This is a genomic window from Nocardioides pymetrozini (assembly GCF_046058985.1).
Lineage (GTDB): Bacteria > Actinomycetota > Actinomycetes > Propionibacteriales > Nocardioidaceae > Nocardioides.
Window position 1 is genome coordinate 342,222 of the sequence record NZ_CP175556.1, and the last position, 25,556, is coordinate 367,777.

A 25,556-nucleotide genomic window follows, 5' to 3' on the forward strand; every position below is an offset into this window, starting at 1 on the left:
TCCGGGCGCGGGGTCGGGCCCTCGGGCTCAGCCCTCGGGGGTCAGGCGCGGTCCCGCCGGCTCGCCGGCGGAGGCGGCCAGCAGCTCGCCGACGCGGCGCAGGCCCGCCAGGTCGTGCACGTCCCCGGCCAGCGCCGGTACGACGGCCGTCGCCACCTGCGGGTGCGCGGTCGCGAACCGGTCCCGCAGGGTGCGCTCGCGCTCCACCATCCGCACCCGGTCGGCGTGCAGCCGCAGCAGCCCGGCCGTCAGCGGCGCCGTGGGCGAGCCCTCGCCGCGGCGCAGCCGCTCCGCCGCCGCCATCGCCTCGTCGGCCGACAGCGCGCCCGCCGGCTCCGGGCTCGCCCGGTTCACGACCAGGCCCGCGAGCGGCATGGCGTCCTCGCTGAGCCGCTCGACGAAGTACTCCGCCTCCCGCAGCGCGTCGGCCTCGGGGGCCGCGACGACGAGGAACGCCGTACCGTCGGCCTTGAGCAGCGAGTAGGTCTGCTGGGCGCGCTGCCGGAAGCCACCGAAGACGGTGTCGAGCGCCGTGACGAAGGTCTGCAGGTCCTTGAGGAACTGCGCCCCGAGGATCCGGGTCAACGCGTTGGTGATCAGCGTGAAGCCGGCGGTCATCAGCTTCGCCGGGCCGCGCGCGGGCGCCATCAGCAGCCGCACGAAGCGGCCGTCCAGGAAGCTGGAGAGCCGCTCGGGGGCGTCGAGGAAGTCCAGGGCCGAGCGGGAGGGAGGCGTGTCGACGACGATCAGGTCATAGCTGCCGGCGGCCTTCGCGTCGCGGTAGAGCTGGCCGAGCTTCTCCATCGCCATGTACTCCTGCGTGCCCGCGAACGAGCTCGACAGCGCGACGTAGAACGGATTGGCCAGGATCTGCTGGGCCTTCTCCGGGCTGGCCTGGGAGAGCACCACCTCGTCGAAGGTGCGCTTCATGTCGAGCATCATCGCGTCGAGCTTGCCGCTGCCTGTCACCCCGACCACCGGGCGCGGGGTGTTGTCGAGCTCCTCGATGCCCATCGACTGCGCGAGCCGGCGGGCCGGGTCGATGGTCAGGACGACGACCTTGCGCCCCCGCTCGGCGGCGCGCAGCGCGAGAGCGGCGCTGGTCGTGGTCTTGCCGACGCCGCCGGAGCCGCAGCACACGATGATGCTGGTCGCCGGGTCGTCGAGGAGCGCGTCGACGTCGAGGCGTCCCGCGGGCCGGCCGGGCGAGGTCGCGGGCCCGACGCGGGACGGGCGGTGGGCGCTGCTGCGGCTCATCAGGCCATCCCCTGCTCTCGGAGGTGACCGGCGAGCTCGTAGAGCCCGCCGAGGTCGATGCCGCCGGCCAGCCGCGGCAGCTCGTACGACGGGGCGTCCAGCCGGGCGACCAGGTCGCGCTGGGAGTCCTCGAGGGCCCGGCGCTCCGCATGGTCGGCGGCCTCGGCGAGGAGGCCGTCCACCAGCTCGGGGCCCACGGCGATGCCGCCGGCCGCGAGGTCCCGCTCGATGCCGGTCCGGTCGAGCGTGCCCGCGCGGGCGGCGGCCAGGTCCGCCTGGCTGAGATCGCGGGGCCGGACCTGGTTCACGACGACGCCGCCCACGGGCAGCCGGGCGGAGCGGAGCTCGGCGATCCCGTCCGCGGTCTCCTGGACCGGCATCTCCTCCAGCACGGTCACCAGGTGCACTGCGGTGCGCGCAGAGCGGAACAGGGTCATCATCGTGTCCGACTGCGACTTGATCGGGCCCACCTTCGCCAGCCCGGCGAGCTCGTTGCTGACGTTGAGGAACTGGGTGATGCGGCCCGTCGGCGGCGCGTCGAGCACGACGGCGTCGTACTCGATGGCGGACTTGTTGCGGCTGTTGCGCTGCACGGCCTCGTAGACCTTGCCGGTCAGCAGCACATCGCGGACGCCCGGGGCGATCGTCGTGGCGAACTCGATCACGCCGAAGCGGTCCAGCGCCTTGCCGGCGCGGCCGAGGCGGTAGTACATCGAGAGGTACTCCAGAAGGGCCGACTCGGCGTCGATGTGCAGCGCGTGCACGACGCCTCGGCCGCCGTCGCCCTCCGGGAGCCCGGTGGTCAGCCGGCGCTCCGCATAGGGGAGCGGGTCGACGTCGAACATCCGCGCGATGCCCTGGCGTCCCTCCACCTCGCACAGCAGCACGTTGCGGCCGCGCGTCGCGAGCGCCAGGGCGAGGGCGGACGCCACCGTGGACTTCCCCGTGCCTCCCTTGCCGGTGACGACGTGGAGACGCACCTTCGGCCAATCGCTCACCCGACGGAGCCTAGCCCCGTCGGGTGAGCGGTCGGGCCGGGCCCGAGCGTCAGTCGAGCTGGAGGCCGGCCGCGGGGGCGATCCGGGACGCCCGCCGCGAAGGGAGCAGCGCGGCCACCAGCCCGGCCAGGGCCGAGATCGCCACGACCAGGCCCAGCTGCCACCAGGGGAGTACCAGCCCGGCGCCGGCCACCGCCGGCTGGACCAGCGCGCGGACCGCGGTCCACGCGAACGCCACGCCCAGCACGGTGCCCAGCACGGTCGCGACCACGGACAGCAGCACCGCCTCGGTCGCCAGCATCCGCCGGACCTGCCGCCGGGTGAGGCCGAGCGCACGCAGCAGGGAGTGCTCGCGACCACGCTCGAGGACCGACAGCCCGAGGGTGTTCCCGATCCCGACCAGTGCGATCACCACGGCGATCGCGAGCAGGCCCACCACCCCACCGGTGAGGACGTCGAGCTGGAGGTCGACATAGGACCGCTTGGCCAGGCCGTTCTCCACGCCCGCGTCGACGGGTGCTGCCACGGCCTCGACCGAGCCGGCCAGGTCCTCCGGATCGGTGTCGTCCTCCGCGCGCAGCCAGGCCGCCTGGGTGCCGGCGTCGGGGGCGAGCCGGTCGAGCGTCGTACGCCGGACCAGCGCGGCCTCACCCCAGCCCTCGCCTCCGACGACCCGCAGCCTCCGGGTCGTCTCGCCGACGGTGACGGGGACGACGTCCCCGACCTCGAGCCCGTCGCCGAGCAGGTCCCACGGGACGACCACCTGGCGCGGCCCCGGGGCCGGCAGGTCGCCGTGCAGCACCGTCGTGTCGCCCGGGGCCGTGTCAGCGACCAGGGGGAGCGGGTCGAGGTCGCCGATGCGCGCCACGGCGCCGGGCACGGGGACGGCGGCCGCGATCCCGTCCACCGCCTCGAGACGGTCGAGCACCTCGCCCGGCAGGGGGCCGGACCCGGTGACCGCGAGGTCGATCGGGTGCTGCTGGTCCATGTCGGTCGCGACGGCCGAGCGCGAGCTCGCCATGCCGGTGAGGACGGCCGTGGTCAGGGTGACGCCGATGAGCAGCGACGCCGTCGTCGCGGCGGTCCGGCGCGGGTTGCGCACCGCGTTCCCGGCGGCCAGCCGCCCGGCCGGGCCGAGCAGGCGGTGGGTGAGCGGGCCGGCGCCGCGGATCAGGGCCGGGACGACGACCGGGCCGAGGAGCAGCACGCCCGCGAAGACGGCGGTCCCGCCGACCACCAGCGCGCCGATGTTGGCCGTGGCGACGGCCGCGCCCAGGCCGGCGATGCCCGCACCGACGGTGAGCATGCCCAGGCCGATCCGGACTCGGCCGGTCCGGGTCCGGGCCTGGGTGCTGTCGTCGGGGCGCAGCGCGGCAAGCGGGCTGACCCGGACCGCGCGGCGGGTGGGCAGCCAGGCCGCCACGAGGGTGACCACGACCGCCACGCCGGCGGCCCCCGCCAGCCAGCCCGGAGCGACCTCGGCCTCGCCGAGCCGGGCCTGCGGCCACTGCGACCGGACCAGCGCCACCAGTCCGTGACCTGCGCCGAGTCCGGTCAGGACGCCGATCACTGCCGAGAGGACCCCCAGGGCGAGGGACTCCAGGCGGACCGACCGCAGCACCTGTCGGCGGGTCGCGCCGACGCAGCGCAGCAGCGCGAAGTCCCGCATCCGCTGGGCGAACAGGATCGTGAAGGTGTTGTTGATGACGAGGACGGCGACGACCAGGGCGATCGCCCCGAACAGCATCACCACGATCTGCACGATGTCCACGCCGTTGTTGACCTCGGTCTGCAGCTGCTGGACGTAGGCGTCGACCTGCGCGACCTCCGCGTCCGGTACGACGGCACGGATCGCCGCCCGGGCCTCGGCCGCGTCTCCGGTGTCGGCCCAGGCGACGCTGGTGACGTACAGGGTGTCCTTCCAGCGGGCGAGGTCCGCCCACAGGAGGTAGACCGACGCGTACGCATAGGTGGAGGGCGAGTCCACGAGACCGACGACGGTGACGTCGAGCGCGTGGCCGCCCGTCCCGACCCGCAGCGCGTCGCCGACCCCGATCTTCGCGACCTTCGCCGTGTTGGTGTCGACGACGGCCTCGCCGGGACCGCCGGGGAAGCGTCCGGAGACCAGCTCCTGCCAGCGCCGGTCGGGTCGGTCGGGGAGCTGGCCGATGTCGGTGTCGCTGTCGACGACCCTGCGGGTGCCGTCGGCCTCGACGGAGACCTGCTCCATGGTCCACCCGATCAGCCACGCATCGGCGTCGGTCTCGGCGGCGGCGTCGAGCAGGCGGACGGCGTCGGCCGGGGCCGGACTGTCGACGACCGCGTCGGCGCCCTGGTACGGCTCGCCGATGCCGGCCGTCAGCCCGGACCGGATCGAGGAGGAGAGCGCGGCGGTGACCACGATGAACGCGGACCCGACGACGACGGCGAGGAGCGCGGCGCCGTACCGGCGGGTGTGGGTGCGCAGCGAGGCCAGGATGACGGTGCGCATCAGCGGGTGCCGCCCGCGACCGCGCGCCGCTCGGTGATGCGACCGTCGGCGAGGACGACGATGTCGTCGGCGTACTGCGCGGCCTCGTGCTCGTGGGTGACCATGACGACCGTCTGGCCCAGCTCGCGCACCGACTGGCGCAGCAGCGAGAGGACCTCGGCCGAGCTGGAGCTGTCGAGGTTGCCGGTCGGCTCGTCGGCGAACACGATCGCCGGCGCCGACAGCAGGGCGCGGGCGATGGCGACGCGCTGCTGCTGGCCGCCGGACAGCTCCGCCGGCCGGTGCGCGAGCCTGCCGGTCAGGCCGAGGGTCTCGACGATCCCGTCGAAGCGTCCGCGCAGGTCGCGCGTCGCTCCGCCCGCGAGCTCGATGGGCAGCCAGATGTTCTGCTCCGCGGTGAGCATGGGCAGGAGGTTGAACGCCTGGAACACGAAGCCCACGTGGTCGCGGCGGAAGCGGGTCAGCGCATCGTCGTCCATCGACTCCAGGGCCTGGCCGGCGACGCTGACGCTGCCCGAGGTCGGCTGGTCGAGACCGGCCAGGCAGTGCATCAGGGTGGACTTCCCGGACCCGGAGGGGCCCATGATCGCGGTGAACCGGCCCGCGGGCAGGTCGAGGTCGACGCCGCGGAGCGCGTGGACGACGGTGTCGCCCCGGCCGTAGGAGCGGGTGAGGCCGCGGGCGCTCGCGGCGAGGGTGGCCGCCGGGGAGGGGGCCTGGGCCGGGGACGGTGCTGGGGACTGGGCCGGGTGCTGGGCCGGGTGCTGGGGGGAGGTCAACGAGGTCATGGCACGAGCCTCGCCGGGATCGACGGCGCGTTCGTCAGGCTGCAGGTGGATCCGCCGTACGACGCCAGGGGGATCCCGGGCGGGTGGGGCGGGGCCGGGGTGGGACCGGCCGGCAGCTGTAACTAACTGTTCGTGTCACTACCTGACCCGTAGACGGATCAGGTAGTGACACGAACAGTTAGTTACAGCGCGGTCAGGGCCGGACGAGCCCGGTCTCGTAGGCGAGCACGACCAGCTGGACCCGGTCGCGGGAGCCCGTCTTGGCGAGCAGCCGACCGATGTGGGTCTTCACGGTCGCCTCGGACACCACGAACTCCGCGGCGATCTCCGCGTTGGCGAGTCCGCGGCCGACGAGCACCAGGGTCTCGCGCTCGCGCTCGGTGAGGGCGTCCAGGCGGCCGTCGGGAACCGTCGTCGCGGGGTCGGGCAGGACGCCGGCGAAGTGCTCGAGCAGCCGCCGGGTGGTGCTCGGCGCGACGACCGAGTCGCCGGCGTGGACCGTGCGGATCGCGTCCAGGAGGGTCTCGGGGGTGGCGTCCTTGAGCAGGAACGCCGCCGCCCCGGCCCGGATCGCCGCGAAGGCGTACTCGTCGAGGTCGAAGGTGGTCAGCACGATCACCTGGGGCGGGTCCGCCCGCTCGGCGAGGCGGCGGGTCGCCTCGACCCCGTCGAGCCGCGGCATCCGCACGTCCATCAGCACGACGTCGCAGCGGGTGACCGCCAGCCGCTCCAGCGCCTCGCCGCCGTCCCCGGCCTCGCCGACCACGGTCAGGTCGGGCTGGCTGTCGATGAGCATCCGGAACCCCGCCCGGACCAGGTCCTGGTCGTCGACGAGGAACACCCGGATCGGCGCAGGCGCAGGGGAGGGGCTCACAGCGGGATCCTCGCGCACACCGCGAAGCCGCCGCCCGGCGCGGGTCCGCTCGTCAGCGTGCCGCCGTGGGCGTCCACCCGCTCGCGCATCCCGGCCAGCCCCAGCCCGCGCCCGTCGTCCGGCGCGGCCGCGCCCCGCCCGTCGTCCCTCACCTCCACGACGACGGCGCCGGCCTCCACCCGCACCGCGACGGTGGCGGTGCTGCCCGGTCCCGCGTGCTTGCGTACGTTGCTGAGCGCCTCCTGCACGATCCGGTACGACGTCAGGGCGACGCCGTCCGACACGACCGGCAGCGGCGCGGGCAGCTGGGCGACGACCGGCGTCCCCGCCGCGCGCGCCTCGCCGAGCAGCGCCGGGAGGTCGTCGAGACGCGGCTGCGGGGCGGTCGGCGCCTCCTCGGCGCGCAGCAGGCCCAGCATCCGGCGCAGCTCGGCGATCGCCTCGCGTCCCGTCGCCGCGATGGTGGACAGCGCCGGACCGGTCACGGAGGGGTCGTGCTCGGCGGCGGCCCGGGCGCCGTCGGCCTGTACGACGATCGTCGTGAGGCCGTGCGCCACCACGTCGTGCATCTCCCGGGCGATCCGGTGCCGCTCCTCGACCGCGGCGAGCGCCGCCTGCTGGGCAGCCTCCCGCTCGAGTCGCTCCCCGCGCTCGACGAGCGCGTCGACGTACGCCTGACGGGTGCGCCCGAGGGTTCCCAGGGTCCAGGCCACGACGACGAAGAGCGCGATGGTGACGGTGTAGGCGGTCAGGTTCTCCGGGGTCAGCAGGTCCGCGCCGAATCCGTGGAGCCAGTCGACGGCGGCGATCCCGGCGCCGACCAGGCCGGTGGCGGCGGCGACGGCGGCCCAGCGCGGGCCGGCGTAGCGCGCCACGGAGTAGACCGCGATCGGGAACGCGAGCTGGCTCCACAGCGGGTTGTCGTTGAGCAGCGGCTGGACGGCCGTGGCCGCGGCGACGACCGCGAACACCGCGACCGGATGGCGCCGACGCAACAGCAGCGGCACGATCTGGACGACCATCAGGGTGCCGTCGACGGCGTCGACGAAGAGCTGGTAGGGGAGGGCGGGCAGCAGCAGGAAGGCGGTCAGCCCGATGTCGAACCACCGCTCGCCACGGGGGCCGAGCCGCCAGGGTTGCCGATGCACCGGGCCACGGTAGACGTCGCGCAGGCATCGCACGTCAGACCACGGGTGGATCCGCCGCGTAGCATGGGTGCGTCGGAAGGAGTCGCCATGGCCGCGCAGTCCCGGCTCGAGCGCTACAAGCACCTGCCTGCGCCGATCGACCCCGAGACGCTGCGGACCACGCAGGACGTGGACCCGCCGCCGCCGGAGGAGGACGACGCCTACCGCGAGCTGCTCTGGGTCGTGAACCGCTACGGCTGACGGCCTGCCGGGCGGCCGAGCCTGCTGAGTAAGGTCGGCCCATGACCAAGTGGGAGTACCAGGTGGCGCCCGTCCTCAACCACGTCGCGGCGCAGATCCTCAACAACTTCGGCCAGGACGGCTGGGAGCTCGTCACCCTCGTCCCGGGCCAGGGTGGCAACGACATCGCGTACTTCAAGCGCCCCGCCGAGGGCTGAGGGATGACGGCCCATCCCGGACCGGAGGCCCGGCTCGTCGAGCTCGGCCTGAGCGTGCCCGACGTCGTTCCTCCCGTGGCGGCGTACGTCCCGGCGACCCGCAGCGGCGCCTACGTGTACACCGCGGGCCAGCTGCCGATGCGCGACGGCGCGCTGATGGCGACCGGCAAGGTCGGCGCCGGCGTGAGCGCCGAGGAGGCCTACGCCTGTGCGCGCCAGTGCGCCCTCAACGCGATCGCGGCCATCCGGTCCGTCGCCGGCGACCTGGCGAAGGTCCGGATCGTGAAGGTGGTCGCCTTCGTAGCCTCCACGCCGGACTTCACCGGCCAGCCGGGCGTGGCGAACGGGGCGTCCGAGCTGTTCGGCGACGTCTTCGGCGATGCCGGCGTGCACGCGCGCTCGGCCGTCGGTGTCCCGGTCCTCCCGCTGGATGCGCCGGTGGAGGTCGAGGTCGTCGCCGAGATCCTGGACGCGGGGTGAGCTCGGACGGCGCGGGTCGGGGCATCCCGCTGCCGCCGGTCCCGCTCCCGGCGCGCCTCGCCGACCTGGCGGCGGAGTACGCCGACGGCCGCCGCGACCCGGCCGAGCCGCGCGACGCCGCCACCGTCGTCCTGCAGCGGCCCGGTCCGAGCGGACGCCCCGAGGTCTACCTGCTGCGCCGCCAGGTCTCGATGACCTTCGCCGGTGGCATGTGCGTCTTCCCCGGAGGCGGGGTGGACCCGCGGGACTACGACCACGCGGTCGCCTGGGCCGGCCCGCAGCCGTCGGAGTGGGCGGCCCGCCTCGGGACCACCGAGGACGTCGCCCGCGCCCTGGTCTGCGCCGCGGTCCGCGAGACCTTCGAGGAGTCCGGCGTGCTGCTGGCCGGAGCCTCCGCCGACAGCGTCGTCGCCGACACGACCGGTGCGGACTGGGAGTCCGACCGGGTCGCGCTCGAGTCGCGTGCCCTGTCCATGACCGACTTCCTCGACCAGCGCGGGCTGGTGCTGCGCACCGACCTGCTCGGGATCTGGAGCGGCTGGCTCACGCCGGTCTTCGAGCCCAAGCGCTACCGGACCTGGTTCTTCGTCGCCCGGCTGCCCGAGGGGCAGGTGACCCGCGACGTCTCCTCCGAGTCCTCCGAGGTGGTCTGGCTTGCGGCCGACGAGGCGGTCGCGCAGACCGAGCGCGGCGAGATGGCGATGCTGCCGCCGACGTACCTGACCTGCATGGAGATCGCCGCCGTCGGCACCGTCGAGGACGTCATCGCCACCAGCGCCGGGCGCAGCGTCGAGATGTTCATGCCCGAGGTGGTGCCGCTGGGCGACGGCTTCACGCTGTCGGTCCCCGAGCCGCTGCGACCGCTGCTCGCCGCGCGGAGGTCCTGACGTGGAGGCGTGGACCGGAGGGGAGTACGGCGCGCGCGGCCGTTGCGTCCTCGCGCCCAACCCGGGCCTGATGACGCTCGACGGCACGAACACCTGGGTGCTGCGCGAGCCCGGCTCGGGGCGCTCGGTCGTCGTCGACCCCGGGCCGCTGCACGACGACCACCTCGAGGCCGTGGCCGCGGTCGCCGGGGAGGTCGAGACCGTGGTCGTCACTCACCATCACCTCGACCACACCGAGGCGGCTCGCTCGTTCGCGGAGCGGATGGGCTGCGGCGTGCGCGGCCTGGACCCCGCGCAGTGCTGGCGCGCGGACCCGCTCGTCGACGGCGAGGTGCTCTCCGTCGGCGGGCTCGACGTCGAGGTCCTGACCACGCCGGGGCACACGACCGACTCGATCTCCCTGCTGGTCGAGGCGGACGGCGCGCTGCTGACCGGCGACATGGTCCTCGGGCGCGGCACCACGGTGATCGTCCACCCGGACGGCGACCTGGGCTCGTACTTCGACTCGATCGCCCGGATGCGGGCGCTCGTCACGGCCGGGCGCGCGGCCTCGCTGTGGCCCGCGCACGGACCGGTGCTGCCCGACGCCGCCGGTGTGCTCGACCACTACGTCGTGCACCGCCGCGAGCGCCTCGCCCAGGTCGAGGGTGCCCTGGCGGCGCTGGGCCTGTCGCCGGACCGGCTGCCGCCCGACGTGGCGGAGGATCCCGTCCTGCCCCGCCGGGTCGTGGAGGTCGTCTATGCCGACGTCGACGAGTCGCTGTGGGATGCGGCGGAGTCGTCCGTCCGCGCCCAGCTGGCGTTCCTCGCGCGGCGGTGAGCGGTCGGCGGTTGCGGGTGCGGATTCACCACGGGATGTAGGCGGAGCAGAGCCTCTGTAGCGGAACTCCGCTACAGAAGTGCGCACTCACCTACATCCCGTGGTGAATCCGCCCCGGGCGGGCCGAGAGCCCGCCCAGCCGCCCGGCCTCACCGCGCCCGGCGCGACATCCGCTCCATGTCGAGGATGACGACGGAGCGCGGCTCGAGGCGCAGCCACCCGCGCGAGGCGAAGTCGGCGAGCGCCTTGTTGACCGTCTCGCGGGAGGCGCCGACCAGCTGGGCGAGCTCCTCCTGGGTGAGGTCGTGGTGCACGTGGACGCCGTCGTCCGCGGTGCGCCCGAAGCGGTCCGCCAGGTCGAGCAGGGCCTTGGCGACGCGGCCGGGGACGTCGGAGAAGACCAGGTCGGCCACGACGTCGTTGGCCTTGCGCAGCCGGGCGGCCAGCTGGGAGAGCAGGCCGCGGGCGACCGTCGGGCGGCCCTCCAGCCAGCGCAGCAGGTCCTCGTGCGAGAGCGAGGCGAACTCGGCGTCGGTCACGCAGGTGACGGTCGCCGACCGCGGGCCCGGGTCGAAGAGGGAGAGCTCGCCGAACATCTGTCCGGGGCCCATGATCGCGAGGAGGTTCTCGCGTCCGTCGGAGGAGGTGCGGCCGAGCTTCACCTTGCCCTCGAGGACGACGTAGAGCTTGTCGCCGCTGTCGCCCTCGTGGAACAGCACCTCACCCCGGCGCAGACGGGTCGTGGCCAGCGACGAGCGCAGCCCTGCCATCGCCTCGTCGTCGAGGGCACTGAACAGTGGCGCCTGACGGAGTACGTCGTTGTCCACGCTTCCTCCAAAGAACGTTAGACCCGGTCGGCCGCATCCTAGCCAGTGCGGCATGTCACACCTAACCCGACGCGCAGGGCCGGGCTGTCGGACCGACACCGTAGGGTGGCCTCCGTGCGGCCGATCGACATCACCGGGGAGACGCCGACCCAGCTCGTGCGGCGGGCCCGCAAGATCGACCGGGTGCTCGCCGAGACCTACCCCGACGCCAAGGCCGAGCTCGACTTCGACGACCCGTTCCAGTGCCTGGTCGTGACCGTCCTCTCCGCGCAGACGACCGACAAGCGCGTCAACGCGGTGCGTCCGCTGCTGTTCGCGGCCTATCCCGACCCCGCGTCGATGGCCGCCGCCGACCGTGCCCACCTGGAGCAGATCGTCGGCCCACTGGGCTTCTTCCGGGCCAAGACCGAGTCCCTGCTCAAGCTCAGCGCCGCCCTCGTCGAGCGGTACGACGGCCGGGTGCCCGCGCGGCTCGAGGATCTGGTGACGCTGCCGGGGGTCGGGCGCAAGACCGCCAATGTCGTGCTCGGCAACGCCTTCGACCTCCCCGGCATCACCGTCGACACCCACTTCGGCCGACTGGCCCGTCGGCTGGGATGGACCGAGGAGACCGACCCGGTCAAGGTCGAGCACGCCGTCGGCGCGCTCTTCCCGAAGCGGGACTGGACGATGCTGTCGCACCACCTGATCTGGCACGGCCGCCGGCGCTGCCACGCCAAGAAGCCCGCGTGCGGCGCCTGCCCGGTGGCGCGCTGGTGCCCGTCGTACGGCACGGGCCCGACGGACCCGGTCGAGGCGGAGAAGCTGGTGCGCACTGAGGGACCCAACTGATGCGTCGCCCGGCCGCTGCGGTCGCCCTGGTGGCGGCCGGGGTCCTGCTCACGGCCTGCGACGGCGCCGCGCCCAGCCTGGCTTGCAAGGTCGACGCCACCACGCCCGAGCTCGTCCAGGACCGCGAGGCCGCCGGCATCGCCGACTGCGACCCCGCCGCCTGGACGGCCGGTCGCGGCGAGGCGGCGCGCCTGCCCGACCTCGAGCTGGACTGCCTCGGAGGCGAGAGCGGCGCGGCCCTCTCCGAGGTCCACGGGCCCGCGGTCATCAACTTCTGGGCCTCCAATTGCGGCCCCTGCCGCACGGAGATGCCCGCGCTGCAGGAGTTCCACGAGAGGTACGGCGACCAGGTCACCGTCCTCGGAGTGAACTGGCTCGACACCTACCCCGGCGCGGGCATCGACCTGGCCCGACAGAGCGGCGTCACCTACCCCTCGCTCGCCGACGGCTGCGGCGACCTGCAGGAGACCGACCTCGAGCTGGGTGCCGGGCTCCCCTTCTTCCTGTTCGTCGCCGAGGACGGCACGGTGTCCCGACCGCACGCCGGGGGCGTCGCATCCCCCGACGAGGTCGTGGACCTGGTCGAGGACAACCTCGGCATCGACCTGACGGCGAAGGCGGCCTCGTGAGCGACGTACCCTCCGGCACCCCGCAGGACCTGCCTGCCGACCTGCCCGACTGGCTCCGGCCGGTCGCGGAGGGCGCCCGCCGGATCCGCGGTGGCGACCTGACGGCGTTCCTGCCGCCGCAGGGCAGGCCCGTGCGGCGCGGGGCGGTGCTCATGCTCTTCGGCGACCGCGACGTGCTCCTCACCGAGCGGGCCCACGACATGCGGTCGCACCCGGGCCAGGTGTCCTTCCCCGGCGGGAGCATCGACCCGGGCGAGACGGAGATCGAGGCGGCGCTGCGCGAGGCCGACGAGGAGATCGGCGTCGACCCGGCCGGCGTGGAGGTCTTCGGGACCCTGCCCGAGCTGTGGCTGCCGCCCTCCAACTTCGCGGTCACCCCCGTGCTCGGCTGGTGGCGCGAGCCCGCGCCGATCCGGGTCGCCTCGCCCCAGGAGGTGCACGCGATCCACCGGGTCACGCTCGAGGAGCTGTTCGCGCCCGAGCACCGGATCCAGGTCCGCCACCCCGGCGGGTGGATGGGCCCCGGCTTCCTCATCGGCCCCGACAAGGACGTGATCCTGTGGGGCTTCACGGGCGGGATCCTCACCCGGTTCTTCGACTTCCTCGGGTGGCTCCCACCCGTCGCGGACCCGCCGGTGCATGATCTCCCGGACTACATGCTCGCCGAGCACGTCCGCAGGACGGCCGCGGCGGCTGTCGACGAGGACGCGGGGGACGGCATGGACATCTTGGAGCCGAACGAGTGAGCCCCCGAGTGAGCCCCGCGTGAACGTCCTCGACTGGCTGCTCGTCGTCCTCGTCGTCGCCTATGCCCTGTCGGGCTACTGGCAGGGCTTCGTCACCGGCGCGTTCGCGACCGTCGGCCTGCTCTCCGGGGGACTCGGCGGCATCCTCCTCGCCCCGTTCGTGCTCGGCGGGCTCGAGCCGTCGCTGGCGGTGTCGCTCGGTGCCCTGTTCATCGTCATCCTGTGCGCCTCGCTCGGTCAGGCCGTGCTGCAGTACGCCGGCGCGCGGGTGCGCGAGCGGATCACCTGGCAGCCGGCGCGGGCGCTCGACGCGGTCGGCGGCGCCGTACTGAGCGCGCTCGCCGTCCTGCTGGTCGCCTGGGCGCTCGGCGTCGCGATCTCGGGTACCCGGATCGGCCCGGTCACCTCGATGGTCCGCAGCTCGGTGGTGCTGTCGAAGGTCAACGCGGTGCTGCCGGAGACCGCGCCGAATGCGCTGCAGGCGTTCAACAACGTCGTCGGCACCGGCTTCTTCCCGCGCTACCTGGAGCCCTTCGCCCCGGAGCGGATCGTCGAGGTCGCGCCCGGTCCCGCCGAGCTCCCGGGGTCGCAGGCGGTGAAGGACACCCGCTCCAGCGTGGTGAAGATCCGGGGCGCCAACCGGTGCGGACGCGGTGTGGAGGGCACCGGCTTCGTCTTCGCCGAGGACCGCGTGATGACCAACGCGCACGTCGTCGCCGGCGTCGAGGACCCCGAGGTCAGCATCGGCGGCGGCACCGAGCTGGCGCGGGTCGTGCTCTACGACCGCGAGCTCGACATCGCCGTCCTCGCGCTGGAGACCGACGACGCGCCGGTCCTGAGGTTCGACACGGCGGTCGGCGCCGAGGATCCCGTGGCGATCGTCGGCTACCCGCAGGACGGCCCGTTCGACGTCCAGACCGGCCGTGTGCGGTCGATGCAGAACCTCCGCTCGCCCGACATCTACGGCGAGGGCACCGTCGTGCGCGAGGTCTACTCCGTGCGCGGCCTGGTGCGTCCCGGCAACTCCGGCGGGCCGATCGTCACGCCCCAGGGCCGCGTCGCGGGGGTCGTCTTCGCCGCCTCGGTCACCGACCCCGAGACCGGGTACGCCCTCACCGCCCGCCAGGTGCAGGCCAGCGCCCGCGCCGGGACCGCCCCCGGCACCGAGGGTGCCGAGGTGGCGACGGGGGACTGCGCGTCCTGAGACGCTGGGTCGGGGTCGGGGGTCGGGGTCGGATTCACCACGGGATGTAGGCCGAGCCGAGCTTCTGTAGCGGACTTCCACTACAGAAGCTCGGACTCACCTACATCCCGTGGTGAATCCGACCCCACGACCAGACCGCCCGCCGGCCGCCCCCGCCGCTACGCCATAGTGGGCGCATGACCGAGACCTTCGTCCGCTACGAGCACGCCGACGGCGTCGCCCGGATCACCCTGGCCGACGGCGAGCGGGGCAACCCGATCCACCACGCTTCGGTGGCCCAGCTGCACGACGCGGTGCGCTCCGCCGCGCGTGACGGCGCCCGGGTCGTCGTCCTCGCCGCCGAAGGCCGCTTCTTCTCCGTCGGCGGTGATCTCGGCGCGTTCGCAGGCGCCGACGACGTCGCCGCCTTCATCGACGACCTGGCCGATGCGCTGCACCGCGTCGTCAGCGAGCTGGTCCGCTCCGACGCGGTCGTCGTCAGCGTCGTGCAGGGCACCGCCGCGGGCGCGGGCTTCCCGCTCGCCGCGGCCGCCGACGTGGTGCTCGCCGCGGACAGCGCGAAGTTCAGCCTGGCCTACACCAAGGTCGGCCTCTCGCCGGACGGTGGGAGCTCGCTGCTCGTCCACACCCTCGGCCTGCACCGGGCGCTGCGCCTGGCGCTCCTCGGGGACCTCCTCACCGCGCAGGAGGCGTACGACGCCGGGCTGGTCGCGCGGGTCGTGCCCGCCGGGGACCTGGGTGCCGCCGCCGAGGAGGTCGTCTCGGTCCTCGCCGCCGGGTCGGCGACGGCGAACGCCGCGGCGAAGCGCCTGCTGCGGGAGGTCGCCGCCCCGTCGCCGGAGACCGCGCTGCGCAAGGAGACGCTCTCGATCCGGGAGCTGGCGGCGAGCCCCGACGGGCGTGAGGGCGTCGCCGCCTTCGTCGGGAAGCGGGCGCCGAAGTTCAACGCCTGACCTGCGAGAGGCGGCTCAGGCCGAGCTCTCCTGGGGTGCCGGGTCGTGCCGCACCGGACAGCCGGCGACTCCGGGGACGGGGAAGGTGCCGAGCTCGCCGAGTCGGTAGCCGTCCGGGTAGCTCTTGATCCGCGGCAGGTCGGCGGTGAAGGTCGGCTTGCGGTTCGACGGGGTGTAGCGCAGCAGGCGTGCGCGCGCCCGCATCGCGCCGACGCTGAGCCGACGGACGACCGGGCCCGGGTCGGCGTACGCGAACGCGTCGAGCAGCGGCGCGTCCATCAGGCCGCGGCTGAACAGCTCGACCGGCTTGCGCAGCGGACGCGGGTAGAAGGTGGTCAGCAGGCGCAGCGTGGAGTCGGCGACCCGCCGGCCGCCGGCGTCGAAGTCGAAGTGGTCGCGCTCGTAGTCGTCCATCAGGTGCATGAACGCGTCGTAGGTGTCGGGGATGTCCTTGATCCCCATGTGCCGCCCGAGCGCGCGGTAGTAGTTGACGCTCGCCCGCAGCTCGGTGTCGGTGAGCGTGCGCCAGCCGTAGTCGTCGAGCCAGCGCTTCGGGACGACGACGAAGGTCGACAGCACGTAGCGGAAGTCGTCGTTGGAGATGTCGTACATCCGGTGCATCTGGTTGATGCGCCGCATCGCGGTCCTGCCGGCCTCGGAGTCGAAGCCGTGCACGAAGGGCGCCTCGAGGAGCAGTGCCGTGTCGTCGTACCGCTTCTGCACGGCGCCGGTGAAGGCGCCCGTCTGGTCGAGCAGGCGTCCGATGCTCGGCACGGCGTAGGTGCGGAAGAGGGCGAAGCTGAGCGCCTGGGTGAGATCCCAGGTGAACTCGTAGAGCGCGAGGTTCTGGTAGATCTCGACGTAGTCCGTCTCCGGGTCGAGGGTCTCGTTCCGGTCCCGCCACAGCGTCTTGGCCATGGCTCGGAGCCTAGGCGCGCGATTCGTCTCCGCAATAGATGACGAGTTCTCACTTTCCTTTCACTTTCGCTGGCCGCACGCTTTCTAGAACGTGTTCCAGTGCGGGTCTAGAGTGCGGCGCATGGGCATCCCAAGCGTCCCCGACGTGTTCAGCCCGGTCGACCTCGGTCCGGTGCGGCTGCGCAACCGCACCGTGAAGGCCGCGACCTTCGAGGGGCGTACGCCGGACGGGCTGGTGACCGACGTACGTCGACACCGCCCGCACCCTGGCCCGCGCCGGCTTCGACGTCCTGGAGCTGCACATGGCGCACTCCTACCTCCTCTCCTCGTTCCTGGCTCCCGGGCTGAACCGCCGCCGTGACCGGTGGGGCGGGCCGCTCGAGCGGCGGGCCCGGCTCGCCCGGCAGGTCGCGCGCGTCGTACGGGAGGAGGTCGGGGACGCGGTGGCCGTCACCGCCAAGGTGTCCGTCTCCGACGGCTTCGGCGGCGGCGTCACGACGCCGATGTGCGTCGAGCTCGCCCAGCTCCTGGAGGCCGACGGCCACCTCGACGCGCTGCAGCTCTCCGGCGGCTCGTCGCTGATGAACCCGATGTACCTCTTCCGGGGCGACGCTCCGGTCGCGGAGTTCGCCGCGACGATGCCCCCGCTGGTGCGCTGGGGGATGCGCACGCCGGTCGGTCGGGGCTTCATGAAGCGCTACACGTTCGAGGAGGCGTACTTCCGGGCCAAGGCACTCGAGGTCCGCTCGGCCGTCGCGATGCCCCTCATGCTCCTGGGGGGCATCAACGAGCTGGCCACGATGCGACAGGCGATGGCGGACGGCTTCGACTTCGTCGTGATGGGACGGGCCCTGCTGCGCGAGCCGGACCTCGTGAACCGGCTGCGCGCGGGCGAGGTCGGCGGTGGCAGCTGCATCCACTGCAACCGATGCATGCCCACGATCTACTCCGGGACCCGCTGCCCGGAGTGGTCGCCGGAGCAGGTGATCCCGCTGGCGCGCCCCCGGGGCTGACATAACGCGAACTGGGACGACGAAACTCACGCTGGGACGATGAACCTTCTTCGTCCCAGCGTGAGTTTCACCGGCCGGCCGGTGAAACTGTCTCGGCACCCCTTCCCCAAAACTAGAACTCGTTCTACATTGACCCGCATGTCACAGGTCATCCCCGAGAAGCCGCTGCGGGTCGTCGTCTGGTCCACGGGGACGATCGGCCGGCACGCGATCGCCGGCGTCGACGCCCATCCCGACCTCGAGCTGGTGGGGGTGTGGACCTCGACGCCGGAGAAGCACGGCCAGGACGCCGGGGTGCTCGCGGGACTGGGGCGCGAGCTGGGCGTGCGGGCGACGACGGACCGCGACGAGCTGGTCGCGCTCCGGCCGGACTGCGTGGTGCACGCAGCGATGACCGACGACCGGGTCTTCGAGTCGATCGCGGACCTCACCGAGCTGATCCGCGACGGGGTCAACGTGGTCTCCTCGGGTCCGGTCATCCTGCTCCACCGTGAGGGCACCCTGCCGGCGGAGATGATCGAGGAGATCGACGAGGCCGGTCGGCAGGGTGGCGCGAGCCTGCACGTCAACGGCATCGACCCCGGCTTCGCCAACGACGTGCTGCCGCTGGTGTTGACCAGCCTCAGCCAGCGCATCGACCACATCACGGTCAGTGAGATCGCGGACTACTCGACGTACTACCAGCCGGTCGTGATGCGCGACCTGTTCGGCTTCGGTCAGCCGCTCGACGGCGGGGCGACGCCGCTGCTGTGGGAGCCGGGGATCCTGACCACCGCCTGGGGCCCCGTGGTGCGCGTGATCGCGGCGGGCCTCGGGGTGACCCTCGACGAGCCGCTCGTCGAGGAGGTCGACCGGCGACCGGCGCCGCGTGACACCAAGACCGTGTCGCTGGACGTGGCGGAGGGCACCATGGGGGCCGTCCGCTTCCGCGTCGTCGGCACGGTCGACGGGATCCCGCGGGTCACCCTCGAGCACGTCACGCGGACGGCGCCCGACCAGGTCCCCGAATGGCCCACCCCGGCCGAGGGCGACGGCTGCTACCGGGTCGAGATCACCGGAGAGCCGTGCATGAAGCTCGAGTTCACCCACCACGGCGAGAACGGCGACCACAACGTCTCGGGCATGATCATCACCGCGCAGCGGCTGATCAACGCCGTCCCCGCGGTCGTCGCCGCGAGGCCCGGACTGGTGACCGCGCTCGACCTCCCGCTCGTGACCGGCCGCGGACTCGTCGCCGGGACCGGGGACGGGGGCCGGCGATGAGCGTCCTCGACCGCTTCCTGCTCACCGACCACGTCGCGGTGGTCACCGGCGCCGGGCGCGGCATCGGCGCCGCGACCGCCGTAGCCCTGGCCGAGGCCGGTGCGGACGTCGTCATCTCCTCGCGGACCGAGGCCCAGCTCCGGGAGGTGGCGGGACGGATCGAGGCGGCGGGACGCCGCGCGCTCGTCGTACCGGCCAACCTCGCGCACACCGACGAGGTCGCCGCCCTCGCCCAGCAGGCCTATGACGCCTTCGGCCGCCTCGACGTCGTCGTCAACAACGTCGGCGGCACCATCCCCAACGCCTTCCTCGACACCGACGTGGCGTACCTGGAGGAGGCCTTCCACTTCAACGTCGCCACCGCGCACGCCCTGAGCCGGGCCGCCGTCCCGCTGATGCTGCGCTCGGCCGGGGAGGGGCGGCAGAAGTCGATCACGTCCATCTCGTCGGCGATGGGCCGCCTCGCCGGCCGGGGCTATCTCGCCTATGGCACCGCCAAGGCGGCGCTCGCGCACTGGTCGCGGCTCGCGGCGACCGACCTCAACCCGGAGATCCGGGTGAACGGCGTGTTCGTCGGCTCGGTGATGACCAGCGCGCTGGAGTTCGTCGCGGGGGTGCCGGAGATGCGGACCCAGCTCGAGGAGGCGACCCCGCTGGGCCGCATCGGCGAGGCCGAGGACATCGCCGCCGCGGTGGTCTATCTCGCCTCGCCCGCCGGGAAGTACGTCACGGGCAAGATGCTCGAGGTCGACGGCGGCATCCAGGAGCCGAACCTCGACCTCCACCTGCCCGACCTCCGGCCCGATGTGACGCCCGCCTAGAGTGCCCGCATGAGCACTGGAGGGGTCGCCACGGGTCATGCCGTCTCCCCCGACTCGGGCCGTCACTGGGCCGACGAGGGCGCCTGGCAGGTGGCGGAGGGCATCTACCGGATCCCGCTCCCGCTGCCGATGGACGCCCTCAAGGCCGTCAACGTGTACGTCGTCCAGGGCGACGACGGGCTCACCCTGATCGACGGCGGCTGGGCGATCCCCGTCGCCCGCGAGCTGCTCGACACCAGCCTGCGCTCGATCGGCTCGGGCTTCGGCGACATCCGGCGCTTCCTGGTCACCCATGTGCACCGCGACCACTTCACGCTGGCGACCGTCCTCGGTCACCAGTACGGCGCCGAGGTCGCCCTGGGCGCCCAGGAGCGGCCCGCCCTGGAGCTGCTGCACCGTGCGGCCGAGGCGGAGCTGGGGGAGAGCCCCTTCCTCGCCGTGCTGCGCACCGCCGGGGCCGAGGAGATCGCCCAGCTGTGGGCCGCCGGTCACGACGGGGAGCTCCCCGACGCGCTGGACTGGGCGTTCCCCGACCTCTGGCTCGAGGGCGACCGTGCCTTCGACGTCGGCCGCAGGAGGCTCGACGCGGTCCACACGCCGGGCCACACGCCGGGCCACTACGTCTTCGCCGACCAGGCGGAGGGCGTCCTGTTCTCCGGCGACCACGTGCTCCCGACGATCACCCCGTCGATCGGCTTCACGGTACCCCCGGCGGAGGAGCCGCTCGGCCAGTTCATGGCCTCCCTCGCCCGGGTCCGGGAGCTGCCCGACCTGCGCATCCTGCCGGCGCACGGCCCGGTCGCCCCGTCGTCGTACGAGCGGGTCGACGAGCTCCTCGCCCACCACGAGCACCGCCTGGACCTGTGCCTGGTCTCGCTCAAGGAGCGCGGCGAGGTGACCTCGCTGACGGTCGCGAAGGACCTGGGCTGGACCCGCCACGAGCGCGCCTTCGACGAGCTCGACGTCTTCAGCCAGGGGATGGCCGCGATGGAGACGAAGGCCCATCTCGACCTGCTCGTCGCGCGCGGCCAGGCGACGGCGGTCGACCACCCCGACGGGGTCGTGTACGCCGCGTCCTAGAATCGGGACGTCCGACAGGGGAGCACCACCGGGTGCTGAGAGTGCGGCGCGGGCCGCAGACCCTCCGAACCTGATCCGGCTAGCACCGGCGAAGGGAGTCAACCGATGCGTACGCGCCTGCACACCGGCCGCCTGACCCTCGTGGCCCTCACGACGTCCGTCCTGCTCGCGAGCGGCTGCTCGGTCCTCGGCGGCGACGACGAGGGCGCCGACGCCGGCGCCCGGTCGGTCACCCTGGTGACCCACGAGTCGTTCGCGATCCCCGAGGGGCTGGTCGAGGCGTTCGAGGAGGACAGCGGCTACCAGCTGAAGGTCAGCAAGCTGGAGGACGCCGGTGCGCTGACCAACGAGCTGGTCCTCACCAAGGACGCGCCCGTCGGCGACGTGGTTTTCGGCGTCGACAACACCTTCGCCACGCGCGCGCTCGAGGAGGGCGTGTTCGCGTCCTATGCCCCGACCCTGCCGGAGGGCGCCGCGGCGTACGAGCTCGAGGGTGACGACGAGGACGGGCTGACGCCGGTCGACACGGGCAACGTCTGCGTCAACGTGGACGACGCGTGGTTCGAGGCCAAGGGCGTCCCGGCGCCGGCCAGCCTGGACGACCTCACGAAGCCCGCCTACCGCGACCTGTTCGTCGTCCCCGGCGCCAGCACGAGCTCGCCCGGCCTCGCCTTCCTGCTGGCCACCATCGCCCGGTACGGCGACGAGTGGCCGTCGTACTGGACCCGGCTCATGGACAACGGCGCCAAGGTGGTCAAGGGCTGGTCGGACGCCTACTTCACCGACTTCACCTTCTCCGGCGGCGACCGGCCCATCGTCGTGTCCTACGACTCCTCGCCGGCGTTCACCCCCGACGAGGCCGGCGAGCGCTCCACCACCAGCGCCCTGCTGGACGGCTGCTTCCAGCAGGTGGAGTACGCCGGCGTGCTGGCCGGCGAGGACACCGACACCGCCGGCGCCCGAGCGGTGATCGACTGGCTGATCTCGCCCGAGGTCCAGGCGGCGCTGCCGGAGTCGATGTACGTCTTCCCCGTCGACGCCGGCGTCGACCTGCCGGCCGACTGGTCGCGCTTCGCCGAGCGTCCCGAGCGCACCGAGCGGATCGCTCCTGCCGAGATCACCGAGAAGCGCAAGGCGTGGCTGGAGCAGTGGACGGAGATCGTCTCCAGATGACGTCCCGACGGCTCGGACTGGGACTGCTCGCCGCCGTCCCGGTCGCCGTCGTCGCCGTGTTCTTCGTGCTGCCGGTCGGCGCGATGCTCCACCGGGGGGTCTGGCCCGACGGCTCGTTCGACCCCGGCGCGGTGGTCGACGTGCTGCGCCGGCCTCGCACCGGGCGCGTGCTCTGGTTCACGCTCTGGACGAGCACCGCCGCGACGACCGTCGCGGTGCTGCTCGGACTGCCCGCCGCCTACGTCCTGCACCGGCTGCGCTTCCCGGGCCGGGCCCTGGTGCGCACCGCGATGCTGGTGCCCTTCGTGCTGCCCACCGTCGTGGTCGGCCTCGCCGTGCGGGAGCTGATCTCCTCGTCGGGGCCGCTCGGCTTCCTCGACCTGGACGGCACACCCGTGGCGATCCTGGTGGGCCTGGTGTTCTTCAACGTCGCCGTGGTCGTCCGCACCGTCGGCGTCGCGTGGGAGGGTCTCGACCGTCGCCCGGCCGAGGCGGCGGCGGCCCTGGGTGCCGGCCCGGCGCAGGTCTTCCGGACGGTCACCCTGCCGGCATTGCGCCCGGCGATCGTGTCGGCGGCGAGTGTCGTCTTCCTGTTCTGCGCCACCGCCTTCGGCGTCGTGCTCGTCCTCGGCGGCGTGCGCTACTCCTCGGTCGAGACCGAGATCTACCTGCTCACCGCCGACCTGCTCGACCTGCCCGCGGCCGCGGCGCTCTCGCTGGTGCAGATGCTGGCGGTGGTCGCGCTGCTCGTCGTGGTCGGCCGGCTGCGCGCCGTACCGGACCCGACGGTGCGGCGGGTCGCCGCCGTGCCCGCCCGTCCGCGCTGGCGCGACGCCCCCGCGGTCGCGGCGACGGTGCTCACCCTCGCGCTCGTCGCGCTGCCGGTGCTCGCGCTGCTCGTCGGATCGGTCCGCCGGGAGGGCGGATGGAGCCTCGCGCACTACCGGGCACTCTCCGGCTCGGCCGACGGCCTGCTCCAGGTGCCGGTCACCGACGCGCTGGCGGCGTCGCTGCGCATCGCCGTGGACGCGACCTGGATGTCGCTGTCGCTCGGGCTCGTCGTCGCCTTCGTCGTGACGCGCACGGTGCGATCGCGCGCCGGTCGACGCGCCCGCGCCCTGCTCGACGCCTTCTTCATGCTCCCCCTCGGGGTGTCCGCGGTGACCCTCGGCTTCGGCTTCCTCATCGCCTTGGACCAGCCCCCGCTGGACCTGCGCGCCAGCCCGCTGCTCGTGCCGATCGCGCAGGCCCTCGTGGCCCTGCCGCTCGTGGTGAGGACCCTGGTGCCGGTGCTCGCCGGCATCGACGACCGGCAGCGCCAGGCCGCGGCCTCGCTGGGCGCCGGTCCGCTGCGCGCCCTCCTCACCGTCGACCTCGCGGTCGTCTGGCGCCCGCTGCTGGCCGCGGCGGGCTTCGCGTTCGCGGTGTCGCTCGGGGAGTTCGGGGCGACCTCGTTCATCGTGCGTCCGGCCGAGCCCACGCTGCCGGTGGTGATCTACCGGCTGCTCGGACACCCCGGCGCGCTCAACTACGGCACGGCGATGGCCGCGTCGGTCGTGCTCGCCGCGGTCACCGCGGGGGTCATCCTGGTCGTGGAGCGCCTGCGCGTTCCCGGGGTCGGAGCGTGGTGAGCCGCTGATGCTGGACCTGCAGGGAGTCACCGTCGCCTTCGACGGGACGCGCGCCGTGGACGCGGTCGACCTCACCGTCGCCGACGGGGCCGTGCTCGCCGTGCTCGGGCCCTCGGGCTGCGGCAAGTCCACGCTGCTGCGCGCGGTCGCCGGACTCGAGCCGACGGCGTCCGGCCGCATCGCCTGGGACGGCACCGACCTGGCCGGTACGCCGACCCATCGACGCGGGTTCGCGCTGATGTTCCAGGACGGCCAGCTCTTCGACCACCTCACGGTCGCCCGGAACGTCGGCTACGCGCCACGCCTGCGGGGAGCCTCCCGCGCCACCGTCCGCGCCGAGGTCGACGACCTGCTCGAGCTGGTGGGCCTGGCCGGGTACGCCGACCGGCTGCCCCGCACCCTCTCCGGGGGCGAGCGGCAACGGGTCGCCCTCGCCCGCTCCCTCGCGGCGCGACCGCGGCTGCTGCTGCTCGACGAGCCGCTCAGCGCTCTCGACGCCGGGCTCCGCGGCCGGCTGGCCGCCGACCTGCGGCGGATCCTCACCGAGTCCGGCACGACCGCGCTGCTGGTCACGCACGACCAGGACGAGGCGTTCGCCGTGGCCGACCGGCTGGCGGTGATGCGAGCGGGACGGATCGTGCAGGAGGGGCCGACCGGCGAGGTGTGGGCGCACCCCGCCGACGACGAGACCGCGCTCTTCCTCGGCTACACCCGCCTCCTCGACGGTGCGGCGGCAGCGACCCTGCTGGGCCGCGGGAGCGGCCCGGTCGCGCTGCGGCCCTCCGCCGTGCACGCCGCTCCCGCGCCCGGGCCGGGGATCCCCGCCGTGGTGCGCAGCTTCCGCCCCACCCCCGAGGCCGGCCGGCTCGTGGTGGACGTCCATGGCGTGGGGGAGTTGGACGCCGTCGGCGCCCCGGGCTGGGTCGCGCGGCCCGGCGAGCGGGTCGTCGTACGTGTCGAGGAGCACGGGACCGCCGCGCTGCCGGGCGCTGCCGCACGGCCCGCTGGCAGCGCACCGTAGGATCCCTCGGGTGTACCGCCGCGCCTACACCCTCCTCATCGGCACGGCCGCGGTCATGCTGGGTCTCGCCGTCTTCACCGCGTGGAAGCTGGACCGCCGCCTGCTCGACCCGGAGGGCAGCTTCCTCGGCCCGTCGTACATCCGCCTCCCGCTGCTGCTCTTCGGCGCGCTGCTGCTCGACCTGCTGCCACTGGCACTGTGGAAGGCCCACGGGCGCCCCAGCCGGGTGGTGCCCGTCGTCCGGGAGCGGCTGCGGACACACTGGACGAAGGAGCGGGCGACGCTCGTCGCCATCGGCGTCATCGGGTTCTACCTGACCTACGTCAGCTACCGGAACCTCAAGTCCTTCCTGCCCTTCGTGCGCTCGGACCCGAACGCCGAGCCGGGCGTCGTCAAGGCGCTGTCCTACGACCGCGAGCTCCACCTCATGGACCGCGTGATGTTCTTCGGCCACGACCCGAGCGACGTCCTCCACGCCGTCTTCGGCACCGGCATCACCGCGCACGTCCTCTCGCCGATCTACCTGATGTTCCTGCCGCTGGTGCCGCTCGGCCTCACGGCCTGGCTGGTCTGGTCGCGCAACCTCTCCTTCGGCTACTGGTTCGTGACGTCCCAGTGCCTCGCCTGGTCGCTCGGCACGCTGTCGTACTACCTGCTGCCGACGCTCGGCCCGGGCATCGCCTTCTGGCCGGAGTACCAGGAGCTCGCCCACACCGGCACGACCGACCTGATGGACAGCATCGTCAGCGCGCGCGGGAACGTGCTCTACGGCGGCGCCACCACCTCGGTGAACTCCATCGCCGGCTTCGCCAGCCTGCACTGCGCGATCACCCTGCTCATCGCGCTCATGGTGCAGTACACGCTGCACTCGAAGGTGCTCAAGTGGATCTTCTGGGTGAACTTCGGGCTCACCGTCATCGCCACGCTCTACTTCGGCTGGCACTACGTCGCCGACGACATCGCGGGCATCGCCATCGCGATCGTGTCCTTCTACGTCGGCGGCATCGCCAGCGGGCAGAAGTTCGACCGACATCTGCACTCCCACCCCACGACGACCACGTCGAAGGTCCCGGTCGAGGTCGACTGAGGTCGCTGGGGTCGCTGGGGTCGCTGGGGTTGCTGGGGTCGCGAAAAGACAGTTTCACCGGCCGGCCGGAGAAACTCACGCTTGGACGAAGAAGTTTCATCGTCCAAGCGTGAGTTTTGTCGTCCAACCCTGAACAGTTTCACCGGCCGGCCGGTGAAACTGTCTCCGGCCGCCGGCCG

Annotated in this window: 26 protein-coding genes and 1 riboswitch; of the genes, 18 read left to right on the forward strand and 8 right to left on the reverse strand. The window is 73.3% G+C overall.

Going from position 1 to position 25,556, the window contains the following annotated elements:
- Positions 1-27: 27 nt before the first annotated feature.
- The 6 genes from ACJ5H2_RS01660 to ACJ5H2_RS01685 form a co-directional block, all read right to left on the reverse strand.
- Entirely contained in the window at positions 28-1,257 is a 1,230-nt protein-coding gene (locus ACJ5H2_RS01660) for an ArsA family ATPase (protein ID WP_408897825.1), read from the reverse strand.
- Positions 1,257-2,255, reverse strand: a complete 999-nt coding sequence (locus ACJ5H2_RS01665; protein WP_408897826.1) for an ArsA-related P-loop ATPase — start codon at positions 2,253-2,255, stop codon at positions 1,257-1,259. Before ACJ5H2_RS01665 ends, ACJ5H2_RS01660 begins: the two co-directional genes overlap by 1 nt.
- Before the next feature lie 49 nt (positions 2,256-2,304).
- A complete protein-coding gene (locus ACJ5H2_RS01670; RefSeq protein ID WP_408897827.1) occupies positions 2,305-4,746 on the reverse strand; it encodes an ABC transporter permease in 2,442 nt (813 codons plus the stop codon).
- A complete protein-coding gene (locus ACJ5H2_RS01675) occupies positions 4,746-5,534 on the reverse strand; it encodes an ABC transporter ATP-binding protein (RefSeq protein ID WP_408897828.1) in 789 nt (262 codons plus the stop codon). Before ACJ5H2_RS01675 ends, ACJ5H2_RS01670 begins: the two co-directional genes overlap by 1 nt.
- Positions 5,535-5,727: 193 nt before the next feature.
- A complete protein-coding gene (locus tag ACJ5H2_RS01680; protein WP_408897829.1) occupies positions 5,728-6,408 on the reverse strand; it encodes a response regulator in 681 nt (226 codons plus the stop codon).
- The gene (locus tag ACJ5H2_RS01685) at positions 6,405-7,556 is read right to left on the reverse strand and encodes a sensor histidine kinase (RefSeq protein ID WP_408897830.1); all 1,152 of its coding nucleotides are present in this window, start codon (positions 7,554-7,556) and stop codon (positions 6,405-6,407) included. The genes ACJ5H2_RS01680 and ACJ5H2_RS01685 overlap by 4 nt, the downstream gene beginning before the upstream one ends.
- An 87-nt stretch (positions 7,557-7,643) precedes the next feature.
- On the opposite strand from ACJ5H2_RS01685, the gene ACJ5H2_RS01690 reads away from it, so the two are divergent.
- From ACJ5H2_RS01690 to ACJ5H2_RS01710, 5 genes are read left to right on the forward strand one after another with little or no spacing between them, the layout of a single operon-like run.
- On the forward strand, positions 7,644-7,796 hold the full coding sequence (locus ACJ5H2_RS01690; RefSeq protein WP_408897831.1) for a hypothetical protein: 153 nt from the start codon (positions 7,644-7,646) through the stop codon (positions 7,794-7,796).
- 41 nt (positions 7,797-7,837) lie between these two features.
- Positions 7,838-7,993: a hypothetical protein gene (locus tag ACJ5H2_RS01695; RefSeq protein ID WP_162851546.1), complete on the forward strand. Its 156-nt coding sequence runs from the start codon at positions 7,838-7,840 to the stop codon at positions 7,991-7,993.
- Positions 7,994-7,996: 3 nt separating this feature from the next.
- Complete coding sequence (locus ACJ5H2_RS01700) at positions 7,997-8,473, forward strand: RidA family protein (RefSeq protein WP_408897832.1); 477 nt, start codon at positions 7,997-7,999, stop codon at positions 8,471-8,473.
- A complete protein-coding gene (locus ACJ5H2_RS01705) occupies positions 8,470-9,360 on the forward strand; it encodes an NUDIX hydrolase (RefSeq protein ID WP_408897833.1) in 891 nt (296 codons plus the stop codon). The genes ACJ5H2_RS01700 and ACJ5H2_RS01705 overlap by 4 nt, the downstream gene beginning before the upstream one ends.
- Position 9,361: 1 nt before the next feature.
- Positions 9,362-10,180, forward strand: a complete 819-nt coding sequence (locus tag ACJ5H2_RS01710; protein ID WP_408897834.1) for an MBL fold metallo-hydrolase — start codon at positions 9,362-9,364, stop codon at positions 10,178-10,180.
- A 149-nt stretch (positions 10,181-10,329) separates the two neighbouring features.
- Here ACJ5H2_RS01710 and ACJ5H2_RS01715 read toward each other — a convergent pair whose 3' ends face one another.
- Positions 10,330-10,950 (reverse strand): Crp/Fnr family transcriptional regulator, encoded by a 621-nt coding sequence (locus ACJ5H2_RS01715; RefSeq protein WP_408899578.1) that lies wholly within the window; start codon positions 10,948-10,950, stop codon positions 10,330-10,332.
- A 171-nt stretch (positions 10,951-11,121) separates the two neighbouring features.
- On the opposite strand from ACJ5H2_RS01715, the gene nth reads away from it, so the two are divergent.
- The 5 genes from nth to ACJ5H2_RS01740 all read left to right on the forward strand — a co-directional run bounded on the left by nth (position 11,122) and on the right by ACJ5H2_RS01740 (position 15,370).
- Positions 11,122-11,838 (forward strand): endonuclease III, encoded by a 717-nt coding sequence (nth, locus tag ACJ5H2_RS01720; protein WP_408897835.1) that lies wholly within the window; start codon positions 11,122-11,124, stop codon positions 11,836-11,838.
- Positions 11,838-12,467, forward strand: coding sequence for a TlpA family protein disulfide reductase (locus ACJ5H2_RS01725; protein WP_408897836.1), 630 nt, complete (start codon positions 11,838-11,840; stop codon positions 12,465-12,467). Before nth ends, ACJ5H2_RS01725 begins: the two co-directional genes overlap by 1 nt.
- On the forward strand, positions 12,464-13,213 hold the full coding sequence (locus ACJ5H2_RS01730) for an NUDIX hydrolase (protein WP_408897837.1): 750 nt from the start codon (positions 12,464-12,466) through the stop codon (positions 13,211-13,213). Before ACJ5H2_RS01725 ends, ACJ5H2_RS01730 begins: the two co-directional genes overlap by 4 nt.
- Before the next feature lie 19 nt (positions 13,214-13,232).
- Entirely contained in the window at positions 13,233-14,417 is a 1,185-nt protein-coding gene (locus ACJ5H2_RS01735) for a MarP family serine protease (RefSeq protein WP_408897838.1), read from the forward strand.
- 176 nt (positions 14,418-14,593) lie between these two features.
- The gene (locus tag ACJ5H2_RS01740; protein WP_408897839.1) at positions 14,594-15,370 is read left to right on the forward strand and encodes an enoyl-CoA hydratase/isomerase family protein; all 777 of its coding nucleotides are present in this window, start codon (positions 14,594-14,596) and stop codon (positions 15,368-15,370) included.
- 15 nt (positions 15,371-15,385) lie between these two features.
- Here ACJ5H2_RS01740 and ACJ5H2_RS01745 read toward each other — a convergent pair whose 3' ends face one another.
- A complete protein-coding gene (locus ACJ5H2_RS01745; protein WP_408897840.1) occupies positions 15,386-16,288 on the reverse strand; it encodes an oxygenase MpaB family protein in 903 nt (300 codons plus the stop codon).
- Positions 16,289-16,590: 302 nt separating this feature from the next.
- Here ACJ5H2_RS01745 and ACJ5H2_RS01750 point away from each other — a divergent pair, with 302 nt between their 5' ends.
- From ACJ5H2_RS01750 to ACJ5H2_RS01785, 8 genes are all read left to right on the forward strand, one after another.
- Positions 16,591-17,301: a hypothetical protein gene (locus ACJ5H2_RS01750; protein ID WP_408897841.1), complete on the forward strand. Its 711-nt coding sequence runs from the start codon at positions 16,591-16,593 to the stop codon at positions 17,299-17,301.
- Positions 17,302-17,439: 138 nt separating this feature from the next.
- Entirely contained in the window at positions 17,440-18,564 is a 1,125-nt protein-coding gene (locus ACJ5H2_RS01755; protein WP_408897842.1) for a diacylglycerol kinase, read from the forward strand.
- On the forward strand, positions 18,561-19,385 hold the full coding sequence (locus ACJ5H2_RS01760; protein ID WP_408897843.1) for an SDR family oxidoreductase: 825 nt from the start codon (positions 18,561-18,563) through the stop codon (positions 19,383-19,385). The genes ACJ5H2_RS01755 and ACJ5H2_RS01760 overlap by 4 nt, the downstream gene beginning before the upstream one ends.
- A 9-nt stretch (positions 19,386-19,394) precedes the next feature.
- Positions 19,395-20,465, forward strand: a complete 1,071-nt coding sequence (locus ACJ5H2_RS01765) for an MBL fold metallo-hydrolase (protein ID WP_408897844.1) — start codon at positions 19,395-19,397, stop codon at positions 20,463-20,465.
- 6 nt (positions 20,466-20,471) lie between these two features.
- Positions 20,472-20,579, forward strand: a riboswitch (TPP riboswitch).
- A complete protein-coding gene (locus tag ACJ5H2_RS01770) occupies positions 20,571-21,638 on the forward strand; it encodes a thiamine ABC transporter substrate binding subunit (protein ID WP_408897845.1) in 1,068 nt (355 codons plus the stop codon). Its footprint overlaps the riboswitch before it by 9 nt.
- Positions 21,635-23,269, forward strand: coding sequence for an ABC transporter permease (locus tag ACJ5H2_RS01775; protein ID WP_408897846.1), 1,635 nt, complete (start codon positions 21,635-21,637; stop codon positions 23,267-23,269). Before ACJ5H2_RS01770 ends, ACJ5H2_RS01775 begins: the two co-directional genes overlap by 4 nt.
- A gap of 7 nt (positions 23,270-23,276) precedes the next feature.
- Entirely contained in the window at positions 23,277-24,290 is a 1,014-nt protein-coding gene (locus ACJ5H2_RS01780) for an ABC transporter ATP-binding protein (protein WP_408897847.1), read from the forward strand.
- A gap of 10 nt (positions 24,291-24,300) precedes the next feature.
- Positions 24,301-25,377, forward strand: coding sequence for a phosphatase PAP2 family protein (locus ACJ5H2_RS01785; RefSeq protein WP_408897848.1), 1,077 nt, complete (start codon positions 24,301-24,303; stop codon positions 25,375-25,377).
- The last annotated feature ends 179 nt before the right edge of the window (positions 25,378-25,556 follow it).